The sequence below is a fragment of the Curtobacterium sp. KBS0715 genome, assembly GCF_005938005.2.
In the GTDB taxonomy this organism is placed as follows: domain Bacteria; phylum Actinomycetota; class Actinomycetes; order Actinomycetales; family Microbacteriaceae; genus Curtobacterium; species Curtobacterium flaccumfaciens.
The window spans coordinates 648,356-669,443 of sequence record NZ_VCCA02000001.1 but is presented as its reverse complement, the minus strand read 5'-3'; the positions used below and the strand labels follow the sequence as shown (position 1 = coordinate 669,443).

At 70.4% G+C, this 21,088-nt stretch carries 18 protein-coding genes; 7 read left to right on the top strand and 11 right to left on the bottom strand.

What is annotated here, in order from left to right:
- The first annotated feature begins 43 nt into the window (after positions 1–43).
- The 3 genes from FFG40_RS03305 (at position 44) to FFG40_RS03295 (ending at position 1,678) form a co-directional block, all read left to right on the top strand.
- Complete coding sequence (locus tag FFG40_RS03305; RefSeq protein ID WP_138802235.1) at positions 44–787, top strand: alpha/beta fold hydrolase; 744 nt, start codon at positions 44–46, stop codon at positions 785–787.
- Positions 788–896: 109 nt separating this feature from the next.
- Positions 897–1,340, top strand: coding sequence for an Hsp20/alpha crystallin family protein (locus FFG40_RS03300; RefSeq protein ID WP_138802234.1), 444 nt, complete (start codon positions 897–899; stop codon positions 1,338–1,340).
- 11 nt (positions 1,341–1,351) lie between these two features.
- The gene (locus FFG40_RS03295) at positions 1,352–1,678 is read left to right on the top strand and encodes a hypothetical protein (RefSeq protein ID WP_138802233.1); all 327 of its coding nucleotides are present in this window, start codon (positions 1,352–1,354) and stop codon (positions 1,676–1,678) included.
- Between the two features lie 82 nt (positions 1,679–1,760).
- On the opposite strand, the gene FFG40_RS03290 is transcribed toward FFG40_RS03295, so the two are convergent.
- Positions 1,761–2,642, bottom strand: coding sequence for a manganese catalase family protein (locus tag FFG40_RS03290; protein ID WP_138802232.1), 882 nt, complete (start codon positions 2,640–2,642; stop codon positions 1,761–1,763).
- A gap of 302 nt (positions 2,643–2,944) precedes the next feature.
- On the opposite strand from FFG40_RS03290, the gene FFG40_RS03285 reads away from it, so the two are divergent.
- Both FFG40_RS03285 and FFG40_RS03280 read left to right on the top strand, forming a co-directional pair.
- Positions 2,945–4,156, top strand: a complete 1,212-nt coding sequence (locus tag FFG40_RS03285; RefSeq protein WP_260678777.1) for a sensor histidine kinase — start codon at positions 2,945–2,947, stop codon at positions 4,154–4,156.
- Positions 4,153–4,824, top strand: coding sequence for a response regulator transcription factor (locus FFG40_RS03280; RefSeq protein ID WP_138802231.1), 672 nt, complete (start codon positions 4,153–4,155; stop codon positions 4,822–4,824). The genes FFG40_RS03285 and FFG40_RS03280 overlap by 4 nt, the downstream gene beginning before the upstream one ends.
- On the opposite strand, the gene FFG40_RS03275 is transcribed toward FFG40_RS03280, so the two are convergent.
- The gene (locus FFG40_RS03275; RefSeq protein ID WP_260678776.1) at positions 4,821–5,573 is read right to left on the bottom strand and encodes a TetR/AcrR family transcriptional regulator; all 753 of its coding nucleotides are present in this window, start codon (positions 5,571–5,573) and stop codon (positions 4,821–4,823) included. The genes FFG40_RS03280 and FFG40_RS03275 overlap by 4 nt on opposite strands.
- Positions 5,574–5,652: 79 nt before the next feature.
- On the opposite strand from FFG40_RS03275, the gene FFG40_RS03270 reads away from it, so the two are divergent.
- On the top strand, positions 5,653–6,495 hold the full coding sequence (locus tag FFG40_RS03270) for an NAD(P)H-binding protein (protein ID WP_138802229.1): 843 nt from the start codon (positions 5,653–5,655) through the stop codon (positions 6,493–6,495).
- Here FFG40_RS03270 and FFG40_RS03265 read toward each other — a convergent pair.
- From FFG40_RS03265 to FFG40_RS03230, 8 genes are all read right to left on the bottom strand, one after another.
- Positions 6,488–7,249 (bottom strand): triose-phosphate isomerase family protein, encoded by a 762-nt coding sequence (locus FFG40_RS03265; protein ID WP_138802228.1) that lies wholly within the window; start codon positions 7,247–7,249, stop codon positions 6,488–6,490. The genes FFG40_RS03270 and FFG40_RS03265 overlap by 8 nt on opposite strands.
- Positions 7,246–8,952, bottom strand: coding sequence for a dihydroxyacetone kinase family protein (locus tag FFG40_RS03260; RefSeq protein WP_138802227.1), 1,707 nt, complete (start codon positions 8,950–8,952; stop codon positions 7,246–7,248). The genes FFG40_RS03265 and FFG40_RS03260 overlap by 4 nt, the downstream gene beginning before the upstream one ends.
- The gene (locus tag FFG40_RS03255) at positions 8,949–10,340 is read right to left on the bottom strand and encodes an MFS transporter (protein WP_035809316.1); all 1,392 of its coding nucleotides are present in this window, start codon (positions 10,338–10,340) and stop codon (positions 8,949–8,951) included. Before FFG40_RS03255 ends, FFG40_RS03260 begins: the two co-directional genes overlap by 4 nt.
- Positions 10,341–10,460: 120 nt before the next feature.
- A complete protein-coding gene (locus FFG40_RS03250) occupies positions 10,461–11,246 on the bottom strand; it encodes an SDR family NAD(P)-dependent oxidoreductase (protein WP_138802226.1) in 786 nt (261 codons plus the stop codon).
- Between the two features lie 15 nt (positions 11,247–11,261).
- Positions 11,262–12,221: a 3-hydroxyacyl-CoA dehydrogenase family protein gene (locus FFG40_RS03245; protein WP_138802225.1), complete on the bottom strand. Its 960-nt coding sequence runs from the start codon at positions 12,219–12,221 to the stop codon at positions 11,262–11,264.
- Positions 12,218–13,240, bottom strand: a complete 1,023-nt coding sequence (locus FFG40_RS03240) for a sugar phosphate isomerase/epimerase (RefSeq protein ID WP_138802224.1) — start codon at positions 13,238–13,240, stop codon at positions 12,218–12,220. Before FFG40_RS03240 ends, FFG40_RS03245 begins: the two co-directional genes overlap by 4 nt.
- 93 nt (positions 13,241–13,333) lie before the next feature.
- A complete protein-coding gene (locus FFG40_RS03235) occupies positions 13,334–14,050 on the bottom strand; it encodes a GntR family transcriptional regulator (RefSeq protein ID WP_017887786.1) in 717 nt (238 codons plus the stop codon).
- A 565-nt stretch (positions 14,051–14,615) separates the two neighbouring features.
- Positions 14,616–19,010 carry an RHS repeat-associated core domain-containing protein gene (locus tag FFG40_RS03230; protein ID WP_185974067.1) on the bottom strand — a complete coding sequence of 1,465 codons (4,395 nt, stop codon included), beginning with the start codon at positions 19,008–19,010 and terminating at the stop codon, positions 14,616–14,618.
- Positions 19,011–19,247: 237 nt separating this feature from the next.
- Here FFG40_RS03230 and FFG40_RS03225 point away from each other — a divergent pair, with 237 nt between their 5' ends.
- The gene (locus FFG40_RS03225; RefSeq protein WP_138802222.1) at positions 19,248–20,102 is read left to right on the top strand and encodes an aminoglycoside phosphotransferase family protein; all 855 of its coding nucleotides are present in this window, start codon (positions 19,248–19,250) and stop codon (positions 20,100–20,102) included.
- 21 nt (positions 20,103–20,123) lie between these two features.
- On the opposite strand, the gene FFG40_RS03220 is transcribed toward FFG40_RS03225, so the two are convergent.
- Positions 20,124–21,041: a GNAT family N-acetyltransferase gene (locus tag FFG40_RS03220; protein WP_221935150.1), complete on the bottom strand. Its 918-nt coding sequence runs from the start codon at positions 21,039–21,041 to the stop codon at positions 20,124–20,126.
- Between the last annotated feature and the right edge of the window lie 47 nt (positions 21,042–21,088).

Sequence of the window (21,088 nt, the reverse complement as noted above, 5' to 3'; positions counted from 1 at the left end):
CGGTATCAATACTCGTACATAAACATGTTGATACGGAGCACCCATGACCGACACCCACACCCGCACCGCGCTCGTCCTGCACGGTGGCGGCGGCCCCCGGACCGTCGCGCCGATCGTCGCGCACCTCGCACCCGCCCTCCACGTCGTCGCCCCCACATACCCCGGGTGGGACGGCACCCCGCGCCCGGACGGGATCGACTCCGTCCCGGCCCTGGCGACCGCGTACCTCGAGCAGCTCGTCACCGCCGGGGAGCAGGACGTCGTGGTGGTCGGGTCCTCGATCGGCGGCTGGATCGCCCTCGAGATGGCCCTGCAGGCAGCTGGCGACGACCGGTACGCCGGGGTCGTCGGTGCTGTGGTCGACATCGACGGGGTGGGTGCGGTGGTCGAGGGCGAACCGATCGCCGACTTCTTCGCCCTCGATGCCCGCGGGCTGGCCGAGGTCGCCTGGCACGATCCCGCGCGGGGGTACCAGGACCCGGCGTCCGTCACCGAGGAACAGCGGGCGGTGCAGCGGTCGAACGGGCAGACCATGGCGGTGATCGCCGGCCGGTCGATGAGCGACCCGAGCCTGCTCGGTCGACTCGGGGCCGTACGGGTGCCGACGCTCGTGATGTCCGGCGCGAGCGACCGGGTCGTGACCCCGGCGTACGGTCGTGCGGTCGCTGCGGCCGTGCCGGGTGCGGTGTTCGCCGAGGTCCCGGCGGCCGGGCACCTGCCTCACCTCGAGGCCCCCGACGCGACGTGGGCGGTCATCGACCCGTTCCTGGCGCCCCTGCTCGGCTGAGTTCTCGGCGTCCTCTGAGCGATCTCTTGGCACTCGCCAGGGTCGAGTGCTAAAACGGTGGCAGTTGAGTCGAGGGGACTCAACGAGAACCACGAAGGAGTTGATTTCGATGACGATGAACTTCGACCCGTTCCGCGAGCTCGACCGACTCGCGGGTTCGCTCCTCGGCACCGCAGCTGGTCCGCGCTCGATGCCGATGGACCTGTACCGCACCGGGGACCACTACGTCCTCGACGTCGACCTGCCCGGCATCGACCCGGGCTCCGTCGACATCGACGTGGACGGCTCCGTCCTGACCATCCGCGCCGAGCGCACCCTGGGCGCGCCCGAGGGCTCGCAGTGGCTCACGCGTGAGCGCCAGCCCGGCACGTTCGTCCGGCAGCTGACGCTCGGCGACGGCCTGGACGCCGAGCGCATCACCGCCGGGTACGACAACGGCGTGCTGAGCGTCACGATCCCCGTCAAGGAGTCCGCGAAGCCGCGCAAGATCGCCGTCACCGTCGGCGGCGCGTCCGAGCATCTCGCGGTCGGTTCCGGCGCCGCCGCCGAGTGAGGAGCTGAGCGATGACGTCCGTCCTGCTGAACGCGGTGGTCGCGGTCCTCGTCGTCACCGCGGCGCTCGCGCTGACGAGCCTGGACCGGCGCACCGCCGTGCTCCTCGGGGCCACCGGCAGCCTGACCGGCACGTTCCTGACCTGGGTCGCCGCGCCCCGGCTGTTCGAGCAGTCGCTCCTGGTGCCCTGGGTCGCGGCGGTCCTCGGCACGGCCCTGCTGATCGCGGGGTGGAGCGCGGTCCGCGCCTACTCGGGCATCTTCGAGGCACCACGCGACGAAGAACCCGAGACGGGGGCGCTGATGACCGTGGGCGGGTCCGCCCCGTCGGCGCGGTGACCACCTGACGGACAGGAGGCCCGGTGCACGTCGTGCGCCGGGCCTCCTGTCGTTCCGTCGGTCGCGTGGGCGACCGTCGGGACTACTCCTTGTTCAGCTTGTCCTGCACCAGGCCGGCCGTCTTCTCGACGACGTTCGGCAGCTCGGTGGTGCCGTAGAGCCGGACGTCGGGGTGCGTGGGCGGGGGCATCGGGACCGAGGTCGTCGGACCGTCGTGGTACGAGTACTCGCCCTTGCCGTCGAACGAGGGGCCGCTCGCCCACGGGCCGTTCTTCGCCTCGGCACCGTCGGAGAAGTTGAGGTACTGGTAGTTGACCTCCTGGTTCTCCTTCGACTGCGGGAAGTTGCTCGGCACGGGGAAGCCCTCGACGCCCTTCTCGCGCAGCTCGGCGGCAGCGGTCGCCCACATGTTCTGGTGCATGGTGTCGCGGGCGATGAGGAACGACAGCAGGTCCCGCACGCCGTGGTCGTCGGTCATGTGGTAGAGCCGGGCGGCCTGCACACGACCCTGCATCTCGGCGTTCTCGTTGGCCGTGAAGTCGGCGAGCAGGTTGCCGCTGGCGGTGATGTACGAGCCCTGCCAGGGGTTGCCGTTGCTGTCCACCGGACGGGCGCCCGCACCCGCGACGATCGCGTGCTGGACGTCGGTGCCGCCGACGATCGCGGCGACCGTGGGGTCGTCCTGCAGCGCGTCCTCGGTGATGCCGAGCGGGGACTTCTCGAGCAGCTGCGCGATCATCGTCGCGAGCATCTCGACGTGGCCCATCTCCTCGGCGCCGATGCCGAACACCATGTCGCGGTACTTGCCGGGGATGTGCATGTTCCACGCCTGGAACTGGTACTGCAGCGCGACGGAGATCTCTCCGTACTGGCCACCGAGCACCTCCTGCAGCTTGCGGGCGTAGACGGCGTCGGGCTTGTCGGGCGTTGCCGTGAACTGGAGTTCCTGCTTGTGGAAGTACAAATCGTGCTCCTTCGTGTCGATCGAGCGATTGCACGGCCGATGGTTCGCCGGGGGCACTGGGCGGCCGTCCAAGGTGGCCGGATCACGCAGACGGCAGGTTCACCCGGCAGGACGAGTCCCTTCGGTCGACCGCCCGATGCCCTCGGCCGTCCCGTTGCGCAGGCTGGGAGCATGCAGACCTCGACCAAGCACACGATCGCCACCCTGCTGCTCTGCGCGGCGATCGTGGTCGCCACCGTCATCGCACTCATGGCCATGACCCCGCCCGCGTGACGCCGGTACGGCATGGGAGGATCGCTCTCGTGACCGAACGGGGCAGGTTCCTCCGGCCGCTCGCCACCCGGTCGATCGCCGTCGACGTGGCCTGGGCGGCCCTGGCGGCGTTGGTCTTCCTGCTGCCCATCGACCTCGAGCTCGAGCACGCGAGCCTCGCCGCGGTGCTGTCGGCCTCGGTGGCGATCGCCCTGCGTCGCATCTCCCCGTCCGCCGCGATGGCGATGGTCGTCGTCCTCGGGGTGATCCAGGTCGGCGGCGGCGAGCGCCCGTCGCTGGTGGACCTCGCGCTCTTCGTCGTGATCGGCACCGCCGCGGTCGTGGGCACCCGCACCGAGGTCGTCGCCTCGGGCGTGCTCGCGGTCGTCGCCGGGGCGGGTGCGACGGTCTACCTGGCGTCGACCGGCTTCCGGTTCCTCGTGCTCATCAACGGCCCGCGCGACCAGGCCTTCCTGGCGATGGCCGCCCCGGTGACCGCGCTGCTCGGGGTCTGGGCGGGCGGCGTCGCCGTCCGGGCCTTCCGCTCCCGCGACCGAGAGTCGGAGCGCCGCGCCGACGCCGAGGCCGCAGCATCGCGTGCCGAGGCCGTCGCCACCGAGGCCGAGGCCACCGCCACCCGCGCGATCGACGTCGCCGAGTCCGAACGCATCCGCGCGGACATCGCCCGCGACGTGCACGACGTCGTCGGCCACTCGCTCGCGGTCATCATCGCGCAGGCCGACTCGGTGCCGTTCCTCGACGACGAGGCGCGCATCCGAGCGGTCAGCGCCACCATCGCGAGCACCGCCCGGAGCTCCCTGGTCGAGGTCCGACAGGTCCTCGGGCACATCGACGGCTCCGCCGAGGCGACCGGCCCGGGCTCGCTCGAGGAGATCGTGCAGGGCATCCGCGACGCCGGGGTCGACGTCGACCGCACGGTGCGCGGGGTCCCGCTGGCCCTGCGCCCGGACACCGGCACCGCCGCCCGCCGCGTGCTGCAGGAGATGCTCACGAACGCCCTGCGCCACGGCGCCCCCGGCAACCCGGTCGTCGTGCGGGAGACCTGGCGGAACGCGGACCTGGTGCTCGAGGTCGAGAACGTCGCCGGCGACGGCACCACCGCCGGCTCGGGCCGTGGGATCGACGGCATGGACTCGCGCCTCGGCGCCCTCGGTGGGTCGTTCGACGCCGCCGTGCTGGACGACGTGTTCACGGCACGCGCCCGCATCCCGTTCGACGTCCAAGGGGGACCCGTCCGATGACCGAACCGATCAGGATCCTGCTCACCGACGACCAGGCGCTGTTCCGCGCCGGGCTCCGGGTGGTGCTCGACGCCCAGGACGACATGCGCGTGGTCGGTGAGGCCTCCGACGGCGCCGAAGCGCTCGCGCTCATCCCCGAGGTGCGCCCCGACGTGGTGCTGCTCGACATGCGGATGGCCGGCATGGACGGCGTGGAGACCGTCCGGCAGCTCTACTCAGGCGCCGTCCCGGGTCCGCTGCCCCGCGTCGTCGTGCTCACCACCTTCGGGCTCGACCCGGCGGCGGCGACCGCGATCCGGCTCGGCGCCAGCGGGTTCCTGCTCAAGGACACCACGCCGCCGTTCCTGTTCGCCGCGGTGCGGGCCGTGCACGAGGGCAGCTCGGTCATCGCACCGAACGACCTCGCGCAGCTGTTCGGCACCGACGTGGCGCGGGCCCCCGCACCGCAGCCGCCGGAGTTCGCGACCCTGACCGAGCGGGAGCGCGTCGTGTTCGGGTGGGCGTCCCGTGGGCTCTCGAACGCCGAGATCGCCACGAAGGAGTACGTCACCGAGTCGACGGTGAAGACCCAGATCTCGAGCATCCTCGGCAAGCTGTCACTGCGCGACCGGGTGCAGCTCGTCGTCTACGCACACGACCACGGGCTGGCGGGCGCCCGCGAGGACTAGTCCGCGGCGATCCGGTCGAGCCACTCCGCGAGCATCGTCCGCTCGGCTGCCGACAGTCGATCGAGCCGGGGCGCTGCGGCACGGAGCGTGATCGCGGCGCTCGTCACGGCGTCAGTCCCCCGACCGCGACCACCCGGGGCCGCGCCGCCGTCGTCCCTCGTCGGCCCGCTCGGCACGAGGATCCGCCCGAGCACGGCGTCGAGGACGTCATCGGCGAGTGACGGGTCCCGCTCGTCCGCCGGAGCGGCCAGGATCGCGAGCACCGCACCGGTGCCGGCCGCGTGCACGAGCTCGACCGCGCGGTGTTCCGGCACGGCCAGTCGCCCGGCCTCGGCCACCCGCCGGATGCGTTCGGCGAGCAGCGCGGTACCGGCGCGGGCGGCTGCCGACCGACGGCCGCGCTCCGGGTCGCTCAACAGCACGAACAGGTCGGGGTTCGCCAGCCCGAAGCCGATCGTCATCGACCACCCGGTGCGCAGGTCCTCGACGGGGTCGGTCGCCTCGTCACGAGCAGCCCGCACGGCGTCGGCCTTCATCGCCGAGAACGTCGCCATCGCGTGCTCGGCGACCGCTTCGAGCAGACCGTCCTTGTCGCCGAACAGCCGGTAGATGGTCGGTGCCTGGACGCCTGCGCCGTCCGCGACCGCCCGCGTGGTCACCGCCGCGGCACCGCGTTCACGCAGCATGGTGCCGGCGACCTCGACGATGCGCGAACGCGTCTCGTCGCGCTGGCTTCCCTGCTCGATCACGGAACAACGATAACGGATCTGTGCTATCACTGTGTTACCAGCGCTACCGACGTGCTGTTTCCACCGATACGGAGAAGTCATGATCGTCATCACCGGGGCCACCGGAGCCCTCAACGGCGCGACCGCCGACCACCTGCTCGAGCACCTCGCGCCGTCCGACCTGGCGGTGGTGGCCCGTGATCCAGCCCGAGCACAGCGGTTCGCCGACCGCGGCGTCGAGGTCCGCCGAGGCGACTACGCCGAACCGGAGACCCTGCCGGCAGCCTTTGCGGGCGCCGACCAGCTCCTGCTCGTCTCGTCGAGCGACCCGGCCGCCGACGCCGTCGCGCTGCACCGAGCCGCGGTCGACGCAGCCGTCGACGCCGGCGTCGGCCGGGTCCTGTACACGAGCCACCAGGGCGCCGCGCACGGTTCGCCCTTCGTGCCCGCAGCGCACCACGCCGCCACCGAGGACCTGCTCCGCGACTCCGGCCTGCCGTGGACGAGCCTGCGGAACGGCTTCTACGCGCACAGCGCCGCCTGGATGACGGGCCCGTGGCAGGAGACCGGCACGGTGTCCGTCCCCGTCGACGGCCCGGTGTCGTGGACCGCCCGCGAGGACGCCGCCGAGGCGGCCGCCGCGATCCTGCTCGCCGACCAGCCGTTCGACGGGCCGGTGACGCTCACCGCTCCGGACGCGCCGACCTTCGCCGACCTGGCTCGGCAGGCGTCCGAGGTGTCCGGTCGGACGATCGGGTTCGAGGCCCTGGGCGAGGACGAGTGGCGTGCCCGTGCGCTGGCAGCGGGGCAGGACCCGCACATGGTCGCGTTCCTGCTCGGCATGTACCAGGCCGCCGAGCGGGGCCTGTTCGCCGGCACCGACCCGCTGCTCGGCGAACTGCTCGGTCGCGCCCCACGGCGGGTCCGCGACCAGCTCAGCTGAGCGCCACGACCTCGTCGAGGATCGCCTCGACCGCTGCGGGGTCGTGGGCGAACCGTCCGAGGAACAGCCCGCCGATCCGGCCCTGCCCCCGCGTGAGCAGACCCGGTCCGGCACTGCCGCCGTAGAGGACGGTGCTGCCGCGCAGCTCGGGCCGGGTGGCGAGGTGCTGCTCGATCCCGGCGAGCACCGCCACGATGTGGTCGTCCGGTGCGGGTGCCGGTGCGCCGATCGCCCACACCGGTTCGTAGGCGACGGTCAGGGGCCCGGCGAGACCGTCCGCGACGGCGGTCGAGACGGCCCGGTCGAGCTGCGCGGTCACCGCCGCCACCGCTTCCGTCGGATCGGAGGCCCGGTCCGGCTCCCCGACGCAGACCAGCGGACGCAGGTGGTTCCGGAAGGCCGCGTGCACCTTCCCCGCGATCGTCGTGTCGTCCTCGTGGAAGAGGGAGCGCCGTTCGGCGTGCCCGATCTCGACCAGGTCGACACCGATCTCCCGCAGTTCGGCGCCGGAGACCTCGCCGGTGAACGCGCCCGCGTCGGCCCACGACAGGTCCTGCGCGGCGAGCTGCACACCGGTGCCTTCGAGCAGGTCACGCACCGGGACGAGGGCCGGGAACGTCGGCGCCACGAAGAGCGACGCCGCACCCGAGCGCACCGCGGGGTGTCGCCGGGCGATGTCGGCGACCTCGGCCGCCCACGACAGCGTCCGGGCGTGCGAGAAGTACGTCTTCAGCGACACCCCGACGGTGATCACGGGGCGACCGTCTCCACGACGAGGGCGAAGGACAGCGCACCGGGGTCCGCGGTGCCGACGGCCTGATCGGCGTGGGTCCGTGCCCGGCCCATCTTCGGCACCAGGGACTCAGTGGCGTCCGCTGCCTGTCGGGCGGCGCGGACGGCGTCGCCCCAGGCCTCGGCGAGCGCCGCCCCGGCGTCGAGCCGGGTGCGGAGCACCTCGTCGAACGGCACCAGGGCGTCCACCATCGTCTTGTCACCGACGGTGGCGCCGAACGCGAGCACGGCCTCGGTGGCCGCGCGGACCCCCTGCGCGACGGTGGCACCCGACGGACGCGAGTCGTCCCCGACCACGCGACCCAGTGCCTCCAGGGCGGCACCCCAGATCGCACCGGACGTGCCGCCGGCCTTGTCGGACCAGGCATCCGCGGCGACCAGCAGGACGGTGCCGGCACCGGCACCGCGGGTGACCGCGTCGGCGGCTGCGACGTCGGCGGCGTGCGATCCGCGCTGCATCCCGATGCCGTGGTCGCCGTCACCGGCCACGGCGTCGATGCGCCCGAGTTCGTCGGCGTGCTCGTCGAGGACGGCGCGGACCGCGGCGAACCCGGCGGCGACCTGCTCGGCGACCGCACGGGACTCGTCGGTCGCCGGGCCGATGCCGACGCCCTCGGCGTCCGCCGCCACGGTGGACGGGTCGACCCGCTGTTCGGCGACCGCACCGCCCTTGCGGTAGGCGGGCGTGTCCGCGGGTGCTGCCCAGAGTTCCTCGAGCTCGTCGTCGAGCCAGAACAGCGTCAGGGAGACCCCGGCCATGTCGAAGCTCGTGACGAGTTCGCCGACCTCGGGCTCCACGATGACGACCCCGGCGTCCGTCAGGAGCCGCTGCACCGAGCGGTAGACGACGAAGAGCTCCTCGTACTTGACCGAGCCCAGGCCGTTCAGGATCGGGACCACCCGCTGGCCCTCGAGCGCCACGCCGTCGGGCAGTTCGTCGAGCAGACGGGACACCAGCAGCTCGGCCAGCCCGTCGGCGGTGGGCACGTCCGTCTCGTCGATGCCACGCTCGCCGTGGATGCCCATGCCGACCGCCATCCGACCCTCGGGCACCGTGAACAGGGGTTCCTCGGCGCCGGGCAGGGAGCACCCGGAGAACGCGACGCCGAAGCTGCGCGTCCGGTCGTTCGCCCGTTCGGCGACGGCGGTGACCGTGTCGAGGTCATCCCCGCGCTCGGCGGCGGCGCCGGCGACCTTGAAGACGCAGAGGTCACCCGCGATGCCGCGGCGCTTCGCGCGGTCGTCGGCCGGGGCGCTCGTCACGTCGTCGGTGACGCGGACCGTCCGGACCGGGATGCCGTCGGCCTCGAGCGTGCGCGCCGCGGCGTCGAAGTTCAGGACGTCACCGGCGTAGTTGCCGTAGCTGAGTAGCACACCGCCACCGTGCTCCGCGGCCTTCGCGACCCCGGTGACCTGCTGGGCGCTGGGGCTGGCGAACAGGTTGCCCATCGCGGCACCGGCGGCCAGGCCGTGTCCGACCAGTCCGCCGAACGCGGGGTAGTGGCCCGAGCCGCCACCGATCACGACCGCGACCGTGCCGTCGGGACTCGTGGTGGAGCGGGCGACCCCGCCGTGCACCTTCCGCACCCACCGCTCGTTCGCGGCGACGAAGCCGTCGGTCGCCTCGTCGGCGAAGTCCGCCGGGTCGTTGAACAGTCTGGTCATCGCTTGCTGCCCTTCGGGTCGGTGGTGCGGACGTGCGAGGTGTCGAGCAGTTCGTCGGCCTTGGCCCCGCGGAAGAACTTGGTGCAGAAGATCATCACTGCGGCGACGAACGCCAGGACGCCGAGCGAGACGATCCCGAACGCACCGCTGTCAGTGGGCACCACCTCGTTGATCGCGGTGCGCATGATCGGGGCGACGAACCCGCCGAGGTTGCCGAGCGAGTTGATCAGGCCGATGCCCGCGGCGGCCGCGGCACCGGTCAGGAACGCCGTCGGGTACGCCCAGGTGATCGGGCCGACGGCCAGGAAGCTCGCGACGGCCAGGGTGATGAACAGGATGCCGAGCACCGGCTGCCCGTTCGCACCCGCCCACGCCGAGCCGAGGATCGACAGGCCGGTCGTGACGTAGAACAGGGTGCCCCAGCGACGACGGCGTCCGACGGAGTCCGCACGCGACCCGATCAGGTAGCAGGCGACGAGTCCGACGAGCCACGGGATCGCGGACACCAGACCGACCTGCCAGCCGACGTCCTGCCCGAGCAGCGAGGACACCTGCTGCGGCAGGTAGAACGTCGTGCCGTAGACGGCGACCTGCAGGCAGAAGTAGATGATCGTGAAGTACCAGACGCGCCCGCTCGCCATCGCGCGCCAGATGCCCTTCGGGCCGTCCTCGCTGCGGGCGGTGTCCTCGCGCTCCATGGCCGCGGTGAGCGACGCCTTCTCGCCCGGTTCGAGCCACTTCGCCTGCTGCGGACTGTTCGTCAGGAACACCAGGGCCGCGATGCCCGCCAGCACCGCGAGGATCCCCTCGCCGGCGAACATGACCTGCCAGCCGTGGAACGGCGTGACCTGGTCACCGACGCTGATGAGGCCGCCGGACAGCGGGGCGCCGATCATCTGTGAGAACGGCTGCGCCAGGTAGAAGATCGCGAACATGCGCACGCGCACCTTGTTCGGGAACCACTCGGACAGGTACATGATCACGCCCGGGAACAACCCGGCCTCGGTCACACCCAGGATGAACCGCAGGATGATGAACATCGTGTCGTTCGTCGTGAAGGCGAACAGTGCGGCGACGATGCCCCACGTGACGGCGATCCGGGCGAGCCAGAAGCGCGCACCGAACCGCTTGAGCAGCAGGTTCGACGGGATCTCGAAGATCGCGTAGCCGATGAAGAAGATGCCGGCGCCCAGGGCGAAGGCGGCGTCGGAGATGCCACGGTCGACGCGCAGGGCCTCTTCGGCGAAGCCGACGTTCGTGCGGTCGAGGAACGCGACGAAGTACAGGATGACGAGCATCGGCATGAGGTGCTTCGTCGCCTTGCCGATGGCGGACTTCAGGCCGGGGTCGTTCGTCGACCCGAGCGCGGGGGCAGGGGGTAGTGACACGGGTTCGCTCCTTTGCGAGCACGGTGCGGTCGTTCTGGCGTCCGGCGGTCGGTTCGGTCGTCCGGACGGGAGGCACGGATCGCGTCGCCCGGTCGGCGCGCGTTCCGTGGGCGGCTGGCCCTAGTGCATGTACAGGCCGCCGTCGACGTTGAGCGTCTGGCCCGTGACGAACCCGGCGTCCTCGCTGATCAGGTACGCGACGGCGGCGGCGATGTCCCGCGGGGTGCCGATGCGCGGCAGCACGCCGTCGGCGGCCATCTCGGCCTTCCGCTCCTCGGACAGGGTGCCGCCCATGATGTCGGTGTCGATCGGACCGGGGGCGATCGCGTTGACCGTGACGCCGCGCGGGCCGAGCTCGCGCGCCAGTCCGCGGGTCAGGCCGATCACGCCGGCCTTCGCCACCGTGTACGGGGTCTTGCTGAAGGTGCCGCCGCCGCGCTGGGCGGAGACGGACGACAGGTTCACGATGCGCCCGTAGCCGGACCGCACCATCGACTCCGCCGCCCGCAGGCTGGCGAAGTGCACGCCGTCGAGGTTGATCGACAGCACCCGGTGCCACTCTCCCTCGGGCAGGTCGAGGTAGGCGTGCGCGGACGACACCCCGGCCAGGTTCACGAGTGCGGTGATCGGCCGGAGCTCGGCCTCGATCGTGTCGAAGGCGGCACGCACGGCGGACTCGTCGGCGACGTTCGCACCGACACCGACGGCCCGCACGCCGTGCTGTTCGCGGATCTCGGCGGCGACCTGCTCGCTCGCCGTCTGGTCGAGGTCGATGATCCCGACGTCCCACCCGGCCTCGGCCAGGTGGTGGGCGGTGGCGCGGCCGATGCCCCGCGGTGAGGCGGCACCGGTGAGGACGACGGTGCGGTCCGGGTGCTGGACGGCTGACTGGTTCTGGTCGCTCATGGTGTCCCTCCCGCCTCAGTGGATCGGTGCCGGGCCGAGCTCGTCGAGGAGCTTCTGCATCGCCACGTACGCCTTGTTCCGGTAGGCGACGAGTTCGGGCGTGCGGTCGGCGGGGACCTCGAGGTACCCGGCGCCGGACTTCGTGCCGAGCTCACCGGCGTCCACGTGCTGCTGCAGCGACGGCGGGGTGGCGAAGCGCTCGGGCCAGCGGGTCTGCAGCGACTCGAAGCAGAACGCGTAGACGTCGAGCCCTGCCATGTCGGCGATCGCGAACGGGCCGAAGAACGGCAGGCGGAACCCGAACGTGGTGCGCACGATGGTGTCGATGTCGTCGGGGCTCGCGATGCCCTCGTCGGCGATCTTCGTGGCCTCCTCGAACAGCGCGTACTGCAGGCGGTTCAGGACGAACCCGGTCGAGTCCTTCACCCGCGCCGACTGCTTGCCGGTCGCGGCGACGACGGTCTCGCCGACCTCGACCGCGTGCTCGTTCGTGGTCGGGTGCGGGATGAGCTCGACGCCGGGGATGAACGGTGCCGGGTTCGAGAAGTGCACCCCGAGGAACCGCTCCGGGCCCACGACCGCCTCGGCCAGCGACTCGATCAGGATCGTCGAGGTGTTCGAGCCGATCACGGCGTCGGGGCGGGCGGCCTCGCTGATGCGGCGGAGCGTCGCGTGCTTGATCTCGAGCTTCTCGGGCACGGCCTCTTCGATGAAGTCGGCGTCGGCGACGGCGGCCTCGATCGACTCGGCGGCGCTCAGGTGTGCGCGGACCCGTTCGACGGCGTCCTCGGGGAACAGCCCGTCGGCGACGAACTGTGCGGTCTCGGTGAGCAGCCGCTCCAGGTTCTGCTGGGCGATCTCGGCCGAGACGTCGGCGATCCGGACGGTGTGGCCGGCGAGGGCGAGGACCTGGGCGATCCCGCCGCCCATGTAGCCGGACCCGACGACGGCGATGTCGATGTCGAGGGTGCTCATCGGATTGCTCCTTCGGTGCTGGTTGCTGCAGTCGGGGTCGCCGTCGCGTCGAGCTTCGTCGTCGCGAGGACGGATCGGATGTACTGCTGGTTGGTGGCGCAGACGCCGAGGCTGTCCCCGCCGTACTGCTCGGTCATGACGATCCCGCGGAACCCGTCGGCGACGGCGTCGCGCAGGACCTGGCGGTAGTTGATGAGGCCCGTCTCCATGGTGCTCGGCGCACTCGTCGCCCAGCTCCCGTCGCCGGCCTCGTCACGCGTGTAGTTCTTCACGTGCAGGTAGTTCGTGTGCGGCATGGTCTTCGCGAAGAGCTCCCGCCAGTCCTCGACGGGACGGTGCAGACGGATGAGGTTCGCGACGTCCGCGTTCAGCCCGACGTTGTCGAGCCCGATCTCCTCGACCAGGCGGACCGCGCTGTCGGCGGTGCCGAGGTACGTGTCCTCGTACAGCTCGAGCGCCATCGGCAGCCCGACGCTCGCAGCGTGCTCGCCGAGCTCCCGCAGTCGCTTGACCGCGGCGTTCCAGACCTCGGGGTCGTCGGGGTCCTTCGGGCCCGGCGCCGTCCAGAACCACAGCGCCCGCTTCTGGGCGTCGGTGAACGGCTGGTGCAGCCCGGTCGAGAACACCTGCATGCCCCACTCGGCCGCCGCGTCGATCGTGCGGTGGGCGTACGCGAGGTTCTCGTCCTCGTGCCCGGGCTGGATGACGCTCTTGCGTTGCAGGTGCACCGACGGGATGCCGATGCCGTGCGCCTTCGCGACGGCGAACAGCTCGTCACGGCGCGAGGCTTCGAGGTCAGCGGGCCGGATGTGACTGTCGGCGAGTTCGGCGAGCGAGAAGCCGACGGCCTCGATCTGCCCGAACACCTCGTCCCACACCTCGGCGGGGGCGTCGTGGAAGGCCGTCCCGTCGCGGGTGACCTGCGCGAACCCGTGCAGGCAGGCGGCGATCGGCCAGGTCTCCGACGTCCAGGTGGTGGGGTCCCAATCCTGGTCGACCCAGTCCTGTGGAGTGGTCACGGAATGCTCCCTTGCATGTCGTGGTGGTTCAGCGGTGAACCTCTTTCCTATAGGAAAGATACTCGCACGTCGCCGGAACGCAACCCCTCCGCCTCAGCTGGTGTGCGACGCGTCCGCGCGCGAACGCAACCGGACGGCGTCGATGTGGAGCCGCATCGCGGCGACGGCCGACGTCGGGTCCGCAGCCAGCGCCTCCAGGATGGCCCGGTGTTCCTGGACCGCACGATCCGTGTCGTCCCCGCCACCCTCGACGATCTGCCGCATGCGGTGCACGCGCGTCGTGATGATCTCGGACATCTCCTCGAGGAACGGGTTCCGTGTCGCGTCGAAGATCAGCTGGTGGAACTGCCAATCGCTGCGGAAGAAGCGGGCCATCAGCTCCTCCGGCGCGTGCGCAGCACCGACGGACGCGACCTCGGCGGCCACCGCCGCCTGCTCGTCGAGCGCTGCCGCCAGTCGCTCGCGCAGGCCGTCGACGTCGCCGCGGGCCGCGAGTTCGACGGCGCCGCTCTCGACGATGAGCCGGGCGTCGAACAGGGCCTCGAGCTGGTCGCCGGCCAGGGGCGGGGAGACCCGGTACCCCTTGTTCGCTTCACGGGTGACGAGGCCGGTGCGTTCGAGTTGCACCAGGGCTTCGCGGACCGGGGTCGGCGAGACCCCCAGCGAGCGAGCGAGGCCGTCGATCGACAGCCGCATGCCCGGTTCGACGTCGTGACCCATCAGGACCTCGAGCACCCGGTCGTAGACGCGGTCGCGCAGGCCGAGCTGCGTGATGCGCTCCGTCCCGAAGCCGGGCATGGTCGTGGACATGGGTCGATCCTAGAGAATCCACGACTCGGGCTTGGTGCGCGGGCCCCGCGTCACTCAGCGCCGCCACCGGGCATCCCCATCTGCGAAGTTGCCTCGGGCTCACCCCGCGCCAGTTGGACATCCGTCCTTGTCACAAGCGTCTCCTACTTCCACCCCGCTCCGACCTCGCGATACAAGAGGTCCCAGGCGCCGGATAGAGCGGCCACAGCCCCGGGAACCGAGATTAGGGCGAACCGTTGTGCTACCGATGCCTCGCCAGTTAGGCGACGCACCCGGAACCATCGCAAGAATCGGTGACGCTCTCTTGGGACGCCTACCGCTTGCACCCGCTCAAGGAACAGACCTCCGGGGGCTTGGTTAAGGTAGATCCCTATTCTTTTTCCCGGGAGACCAGGTCCACAGCCACCCAACGAGTAGGCCGACAAACAGATTCGCAATACCGATCACAAGAGCAGCCGGAGATGTTGCATCCCCGATTGCGATGACAAGGTAAACAGTCAACCAAAGGGGGAAAATAATTGCCCCTAAAATACGCGCAAGGCGTACCAGTCTGAAGCGGTCCACGCTATGCCATTCCTGTCAGCTGCAGAAGTGAATTTGTCACGAATCCGCCCACGAACCCTGAAACCAGCCCTGTAGCGGCTCCTAGACCGCAACCAGGGAGAGCGCCGACTCCGCCGGCCAGCGTTCCGACCGCTCCTCCCGCAAGGCATCCGCCAGCCGCAGAACCGATTCCACTTGCCGCACCTGTCACCGTAGCTTGCCACAAGTCGTACTGACCCGTCGGGTCAGAGTGATTGATGGGATCCCCGGCCGCGAACGCGTAGCGATTTGCATTGGTTGGGTCGAGGGGTGCGTCGAGGGTGTCACGTTCGATCCACGCTCCCGTGGTGCTGGACTGCCACCGGTACCCGAACTTGGTGAGCCCGTTTTCGGTGCTGCTCGAGCGGAGGCCACTCTTGAACCCGTAGGGGTTCTGCTTCCACTGCGCGCTGTCGCCGCCGACGGTGACGGTCTCGACGCCGTAGGGGTCGTAGGAAACCGTGTACGCGGTCTTGCCAGTGTCAGCGATCGCGGCGACAGGGTTGCCGGTGCCGTCGATGACCCACATGCTCGTGGTGCCGTCGGTGGTCTGCAGGTCCAGCGGCTGTCCCGTACCCGGGTCGCTGATCACCGACGCGGTTCCGGTGCCGGCGACGGTGCGACTGGTGATCACGGGGACACCGTTGGAGTCGGACGTGCCATACGTGTAGTCGTACTCGGCTCCTCCGTCGGTGACCTGCGAGAGCAGCTTGTTCATGTCGCCGCCGGCGTACTCGTAGCGGGTGGTGACACCGTCCTTCGTGGAGGACGTCATCTGCTGCGCGCCGTTGTACGTGAATGTCTGCCCGGGCGCCTTCACCATGTTGCCGACACCGTCGTACGCATACCCGTCAGACGTGATCTGCCCGGCGGTGTTGTAGGTAAGCGTCTGCGACGACGTGACATCGCCGCCGCGCTTGGCGGTGAGCCGGTTCCCGGCCGCGTCGTACGTGTACGCCCACGTGATGTTCCTCGCACCGCCGGCCTGCGCTGCCTTGGTGAGGCGGCCGTTCGAGTCGTACGTGTACGTGGTCGTCTGCTGGGTGATGTTGTCCTTGACCCACTGGATCCTGTCCGTGGCGTTCGGGCTCTTCGTCGCCGAGCAGTCACCCCCGGCGTCGATACCGGTGATGTAGCAGTACGTCAGGCTCACGACGGACTTGGACGGGTCGTCGGCGTCCACGGCGCGAACACCGGTGACGTGGTCGGACACGCCGTAGGTGATCGTCTGGTGCGCCTGCCACGACGTCGGGTCCTTGGTCGGATCCGAGTTCTCGACAGCGCCGAGCCAGGTGTCCGTGCGGCGGCCGTGGTCGTCATTCTTGTAGACCTGCTTCGCCGTGCCGCCGTTCGCGGTCGGGTAGGTGGTGCGGGTCAGGACATTGGCGACGTCGTAGTCGTGCGTGACGGTGCCGTGGGCGTCGGTGACCTTGGCCGTGTTGCCGGCGAGGTCGTAGCCGTAGGACACGGTGCTGCCGCCGGCGGTGTTCACCGTCGAGGTGAGCCGGTTCCGCTGGTCGTAGGTGTTGGTGATGGTGCCGGTCGCGGACTGCTCGGTGAGCTGATTGCCGTTGCCGTCGTAGGTGTTCGTCACCGTTTCGGTGCCGTCATCGAACGCGGTCGTCAGGAGACGGTCGTCGTTGTCGTACGTGTACGTCGTGACGCCGCCGTCACCGTCGGTGTGGTTCTTCACGCGGCCGAAGTCGTCGTAGGAGTACTTCTGCTCCCCGACCGTGTTCGCCGGCGCCGTGATCGCCAGCAGCTGGTCGTGGGTGTCGTACGAATACGTCGTCTTCCGGTCACGGTCGCTGTCGCCGGGAGCCGTCGCGGACTTCACCGCACCCCACGCGTACGGGTCGGTGCCCTTCTTGTTGTACTCGAGCTCTGCCTTTGCCGCCTCCGGACCGGAGCCGCCCGTGGCGGTCGACGTTCGGTTGCCGGGGCCGTCGTAGCCGTAGTTGGTCTCGTTACCCGAACTGTCGGTCACCTTCGACGGCAGGTACGCGGCCGATCCGGAACCGTACGTCGCCGAGTTCTTCGTGCCCGCGCCGGACTCCGACTGCGTCAGGGACTGCTCGTTGTTCGCCCCGTAGGTGTTCTTCGACGTCGACGCGCTTGCGCCCGCGCCGACACTCGAGTTCTCGACGCCGTTGTTCGTCGACTTGTAGGAGCGGGACTGTTCCCGCTTCGCGGCGTCGACGACGTTCGTGACGAGGTCGTTCCCGTCGAGGGTGTAGTTGGTGTACTTCGTGTCCGCCACCGCGACCGACTGATCAGACCGCGGGTCAGCGACCAGCGTGGTGGTGTCGTCCTTGAACGAGAACCGCGTCACAGCGGTCCCCGGCGAACCGGCGGTGGTGTTGCGCTGCTCGACCTTCGTGACCCGGTCGGACGAGTCGTACGTGAACGCCGTCACGCCGCCGGTGGGCGCCGTGATCGAGGTGAGGTCCCCGCTGGTGTACCCGAACGTGGTCTTCTTGCCGAGCGCGTCCGTGTACGTGGTGATGTCGCCGGTGCTGTTCTTCGTCCACGACACCGAACGCGAGCTCGAGCCGCTGGTCTGCGAGAACGTCTGCACACCGTTGGCGTACGACGAGTTCGCCGTCCGGGCCCCGGTGACACCCGCGGTCGAGACGAGGGACTTCAGGGTGAAGCCGGGCTCGTCGGAGTTGAAGCTGATCTGGTTCTTGTTCCGGTCCACGATCGAGGTGGGCTGGCCCGCGAGGTTGAAGTGCGTCGTCGAGTTCGACGTCCACCCCTTCAGCGTGTACTCGTGCGTCGTGCTGTTGTCGACGCGGGTCAGCGTCTGCTGCAGACCGGCCGGGCTGATGAACGCACCCTGCGCCCCCGACGGCCGGAACTGCCACGTCGTCCCCACGGCGTCGGTGTAGATGACTCCGTCGGCGTTCGCGGTGAGGTTCCCGGCGCCGGCGAGAGCGTACTGCCACCGGTTCGCGTCCATCGTGTTGACGTCGCCGACGGTGGTGCTGCGCGAGTTGTACGCGGCGCCGATCGTGGTGTTCTCGGTCACTCCCGGCAGGCTCATCGCCGTCGTGGTGACCAGCAGGTTGCCGGTGCCGACGTCGACGGAAGCGTCGGTCTGGTCCGTGATCGGGAACGGCAGTGTCGTCGCCGAGGTCCGCTGACCGGTCCGGTTCGTCTTGCCGGGGCCGCCGGGGAGCGAGTTGTACGCGCCCTGCAGGTCGACGAGGTAGTTCATCGCCCCCGTGCCCATGTTCTTGATGCGGATCTTCCCGTTCGCACCGACCGGCGCGACGACGGTGTTCGTGACCTTCGAGGTCCGGTCGCTGCTGATCGCCGACGACTCCGGCTCCGCCGCACCGTCGGCCCACATCTTCGCGTACGAGTCGGCGCCGCTCTCGTTGACCGCGGTGAACGTGACGGCGACCGCAGACAGGCCACCCTCGACCGTCGGAGCCCCCTGCACCCCGCCGACCTGGACCGTGAACGATGCGCCCGAGGCGATGCTCGAGCCGTTGCGGGTGTCGATGAGCCGGCCGTTCAGCGGGGTGAACCCGCCACCCGGGTTCGACTTGAGGAAGTACCCCTGGATGTCGACGACGAGGTCGATCTTGCCGCCGTCCTCAGCGGTGTCGATGCTGAACTTGCCGTCGGCGTTCAACGCGACCTGTGCGTTCATCGCGGTCGACTGGCCCGCGACCGAGTTGTAGTTCAGGACACCCGTGCTGCGGGTCTCACCGGTCGGCGTCGGGCGGACGTAGCCGGCCTTGGCCTCGCGGTTGATCACGATGATGTTCACCGCGACCGCAGCGGCACCAGCGGGGATGCCGTTCGAGCCGGTCGCCTGGATGGTGCGCTGCGAACCTGCGGGGATCTGACCCTGCGCGGCACCGATCCCACCACGCGAGTCCAGGACACGGGAGGGGGACATCGCCACGAACCCACCGGCAGAGACACCGTTCTTCGTCGAGGTGTAGTAGCCGGTGACGTCGATGACCACCTTCGACTGCGCCGTCTCGGTCCGCACCTGGATCGTGCCGTCATCCGCGACCGCGAGCAGGCCCGTGTTCGACGTGTTCCCGCCGACTCCAGAGTTGTAGATCATCATCAGCGTCGTCGTGTCGGCAGCGTCGGCGCGCATCTGCAGCTGCCCCGACCCCGACGGGTCGGCGATCGTGACCATCATCGTCACCGCGCCGATCCCGGACGACGGCAGTCCGGCGACTCCGGCGACCTTCACCGTGCGGAACACGCCCTTCTCGGTCGCACCACCCAACACGCGGGCGTTGGAGGGCATCGGCACGTACTGCCCGCCCGTCCCGGTCACCACGGCCTGCGCCGGTGCCGGCTGGGACACCACCACCAACAACGAACCCAGCAAGGCGACCAACGTCACCACTGCCAGCATCACTCCACGAACACGACCGGACCACGACGCAGCGAACACGCGAAAAGAACCCCTCTAGGGTTGCCCCAGCTCAGCAGTCCCCATGACGGCGCTGTGCAACCACTCAGAACGGTACGGAGCATCCCTCACGCTCGCTCCCCCAGATCGGGGGGTCGAAAGTTGCAGGACGAAACCGATACGGCACTGCGCCGCACGCCCTGCGGAGCAGGACGGTAGCGTGCCGCCATGCACTGGGGAGACACCGGACTCGACGACGACCAGATCGCGTTCGTGCAGCAGATGCTCCGCGATGCCGTCGTCGTGGCCGATGACTCGTGGGGGCTCCTCGACACGAGGGTCCTGCACGTCCGCGCTGGCGTCGATCGCTTCACCGTGAAGGCCTCCGGCCCGACCAACACCCACTTCCCCCGCGAGCTCGACGCACACCGCACCGCCACCGCCGCACTCCGGGCGAGCGGGGACACCGGTGCCCTCGTCGCCGCGAACGAGGAGCACCGCGTCCTCGTGCTCGAACGCGTCCCCGGGCACCTCGCCCTCGGGACCCCGGACGAGCACGACCCCGACGTCCACCGTCAGGCCGGCGCACTGCTCCGACGGCTGCACGACCAGGACACCCGCCACGACCCGACGTTCCTGCAGCACGAGCAGGCGAAGGCGCTGGCCGCGCTCGACACCCCGCACCGGATCCCCGCGGGAGTCGTCGCCAGCGCACGAGCGGCACTGGGCGAACTCCCGACCGACCGCACGACGCAGGCCCTCGTGCCGACCCACGGCGACTTCCACCCGCGCAACTGGATCGCCGACGGCGGCCGACTGCGCGTCATCGACTTCGGCCGCTTCGGCTGGCGCCCCGCGTCCTTCGACCTCACCCGCCTCGCGGTGCTGCACTGGCAGCACGATCCCGCCCTCGAAGCGGCGTTCTTCGCCGGGTACGGGGATGATCCGCGCACTCCGGACGCGTGGCGCTGGCTGCAACTCCGCGAAGCAGTGGGTACCGCGACCTGGGCCCACGCGGTCGGCGACGAGGGCTTCGAGGCCCAGGGCCACGACATGCTCCGCCGCGCCCTCGCCGCGTTCTGACCCGTCAGGCCCGGACGCAGCTCACGGCACCCGCACGAAGCGCGGCGCCCCACGGTCCCGCAGTCGGAACCCCAGGTGCTGGTACAGCCCGATCGCCCCGGTGTTCCCCGCGGCCGCGTGCATGAGCGGGGTCTCCCCGCGCTCTCGGATCCCGAGCGCGACGGCGAGCACCAACCGGCGCCCGAACCCCTGCCCCCGGTACGCCTCGTCCGTGCACACCGCGCTGATCTCGGTCCACCCCGGCGGGTGCAACCGCTCCCCCGCCATGGCGACGAGCCGCCCGTCCCGCCGGATGCCCAGGTACGTGCCCAGCTCGATCGTGCGCGGCAGGAACGGCCCTGGCTTCGTCCGCTCCACCAGGGCGGTCATCTCCGGCACGTCGTCGGGCGTCAGCACGACGGCTTCGTCGTCCGGTGCACCCTCGATCGCCTCACCGGTGAGCTGCACGCCGCCGGCACCCTCGACGAGCTCCCACCCCTCGGGCAGGACGGCAGCCGCACCGACGCCGAGCATCCCGCCCGACCCGAGCAGCGCCCGGACGTCCTCCCAGTCCTGCGCGGTGGGTCGCTCGGGGATCCCCGTCCACACCGACACGTCGGTCTGGTAGCGGACGACGTCGCCGCGCCGCTCGGCGAACCGTGCGTGGTGGCTGTTCAGCGCGGCCATCGCGGGTGCGTCGAGCATCCGCGTCGGCGTGCCGTCGTCGGCGATCGTCAGGTCGAGGGTCCGGAGCGCTTCGCCGCGGGCATCACCACCACGGAACCCGAGGTCCTCGATCCGCCGACGATCGCCGTCCGCCCACCCGGCGGTGTCCGCGACGACCCCGGAGGCGTACTGGTTCGTGGCACGGTGGACGACCTGCTCGACCTCCGCTGCCGAGGCCACGAGGACCTCTCCCGGTCGAGGCAGCGCGGTCGAGGTCGGCGCAGTCGTCGTCATGCCACCATTCTCCGCCCGCGGCGAGCGCCGCCGACGCATCGTTGCAC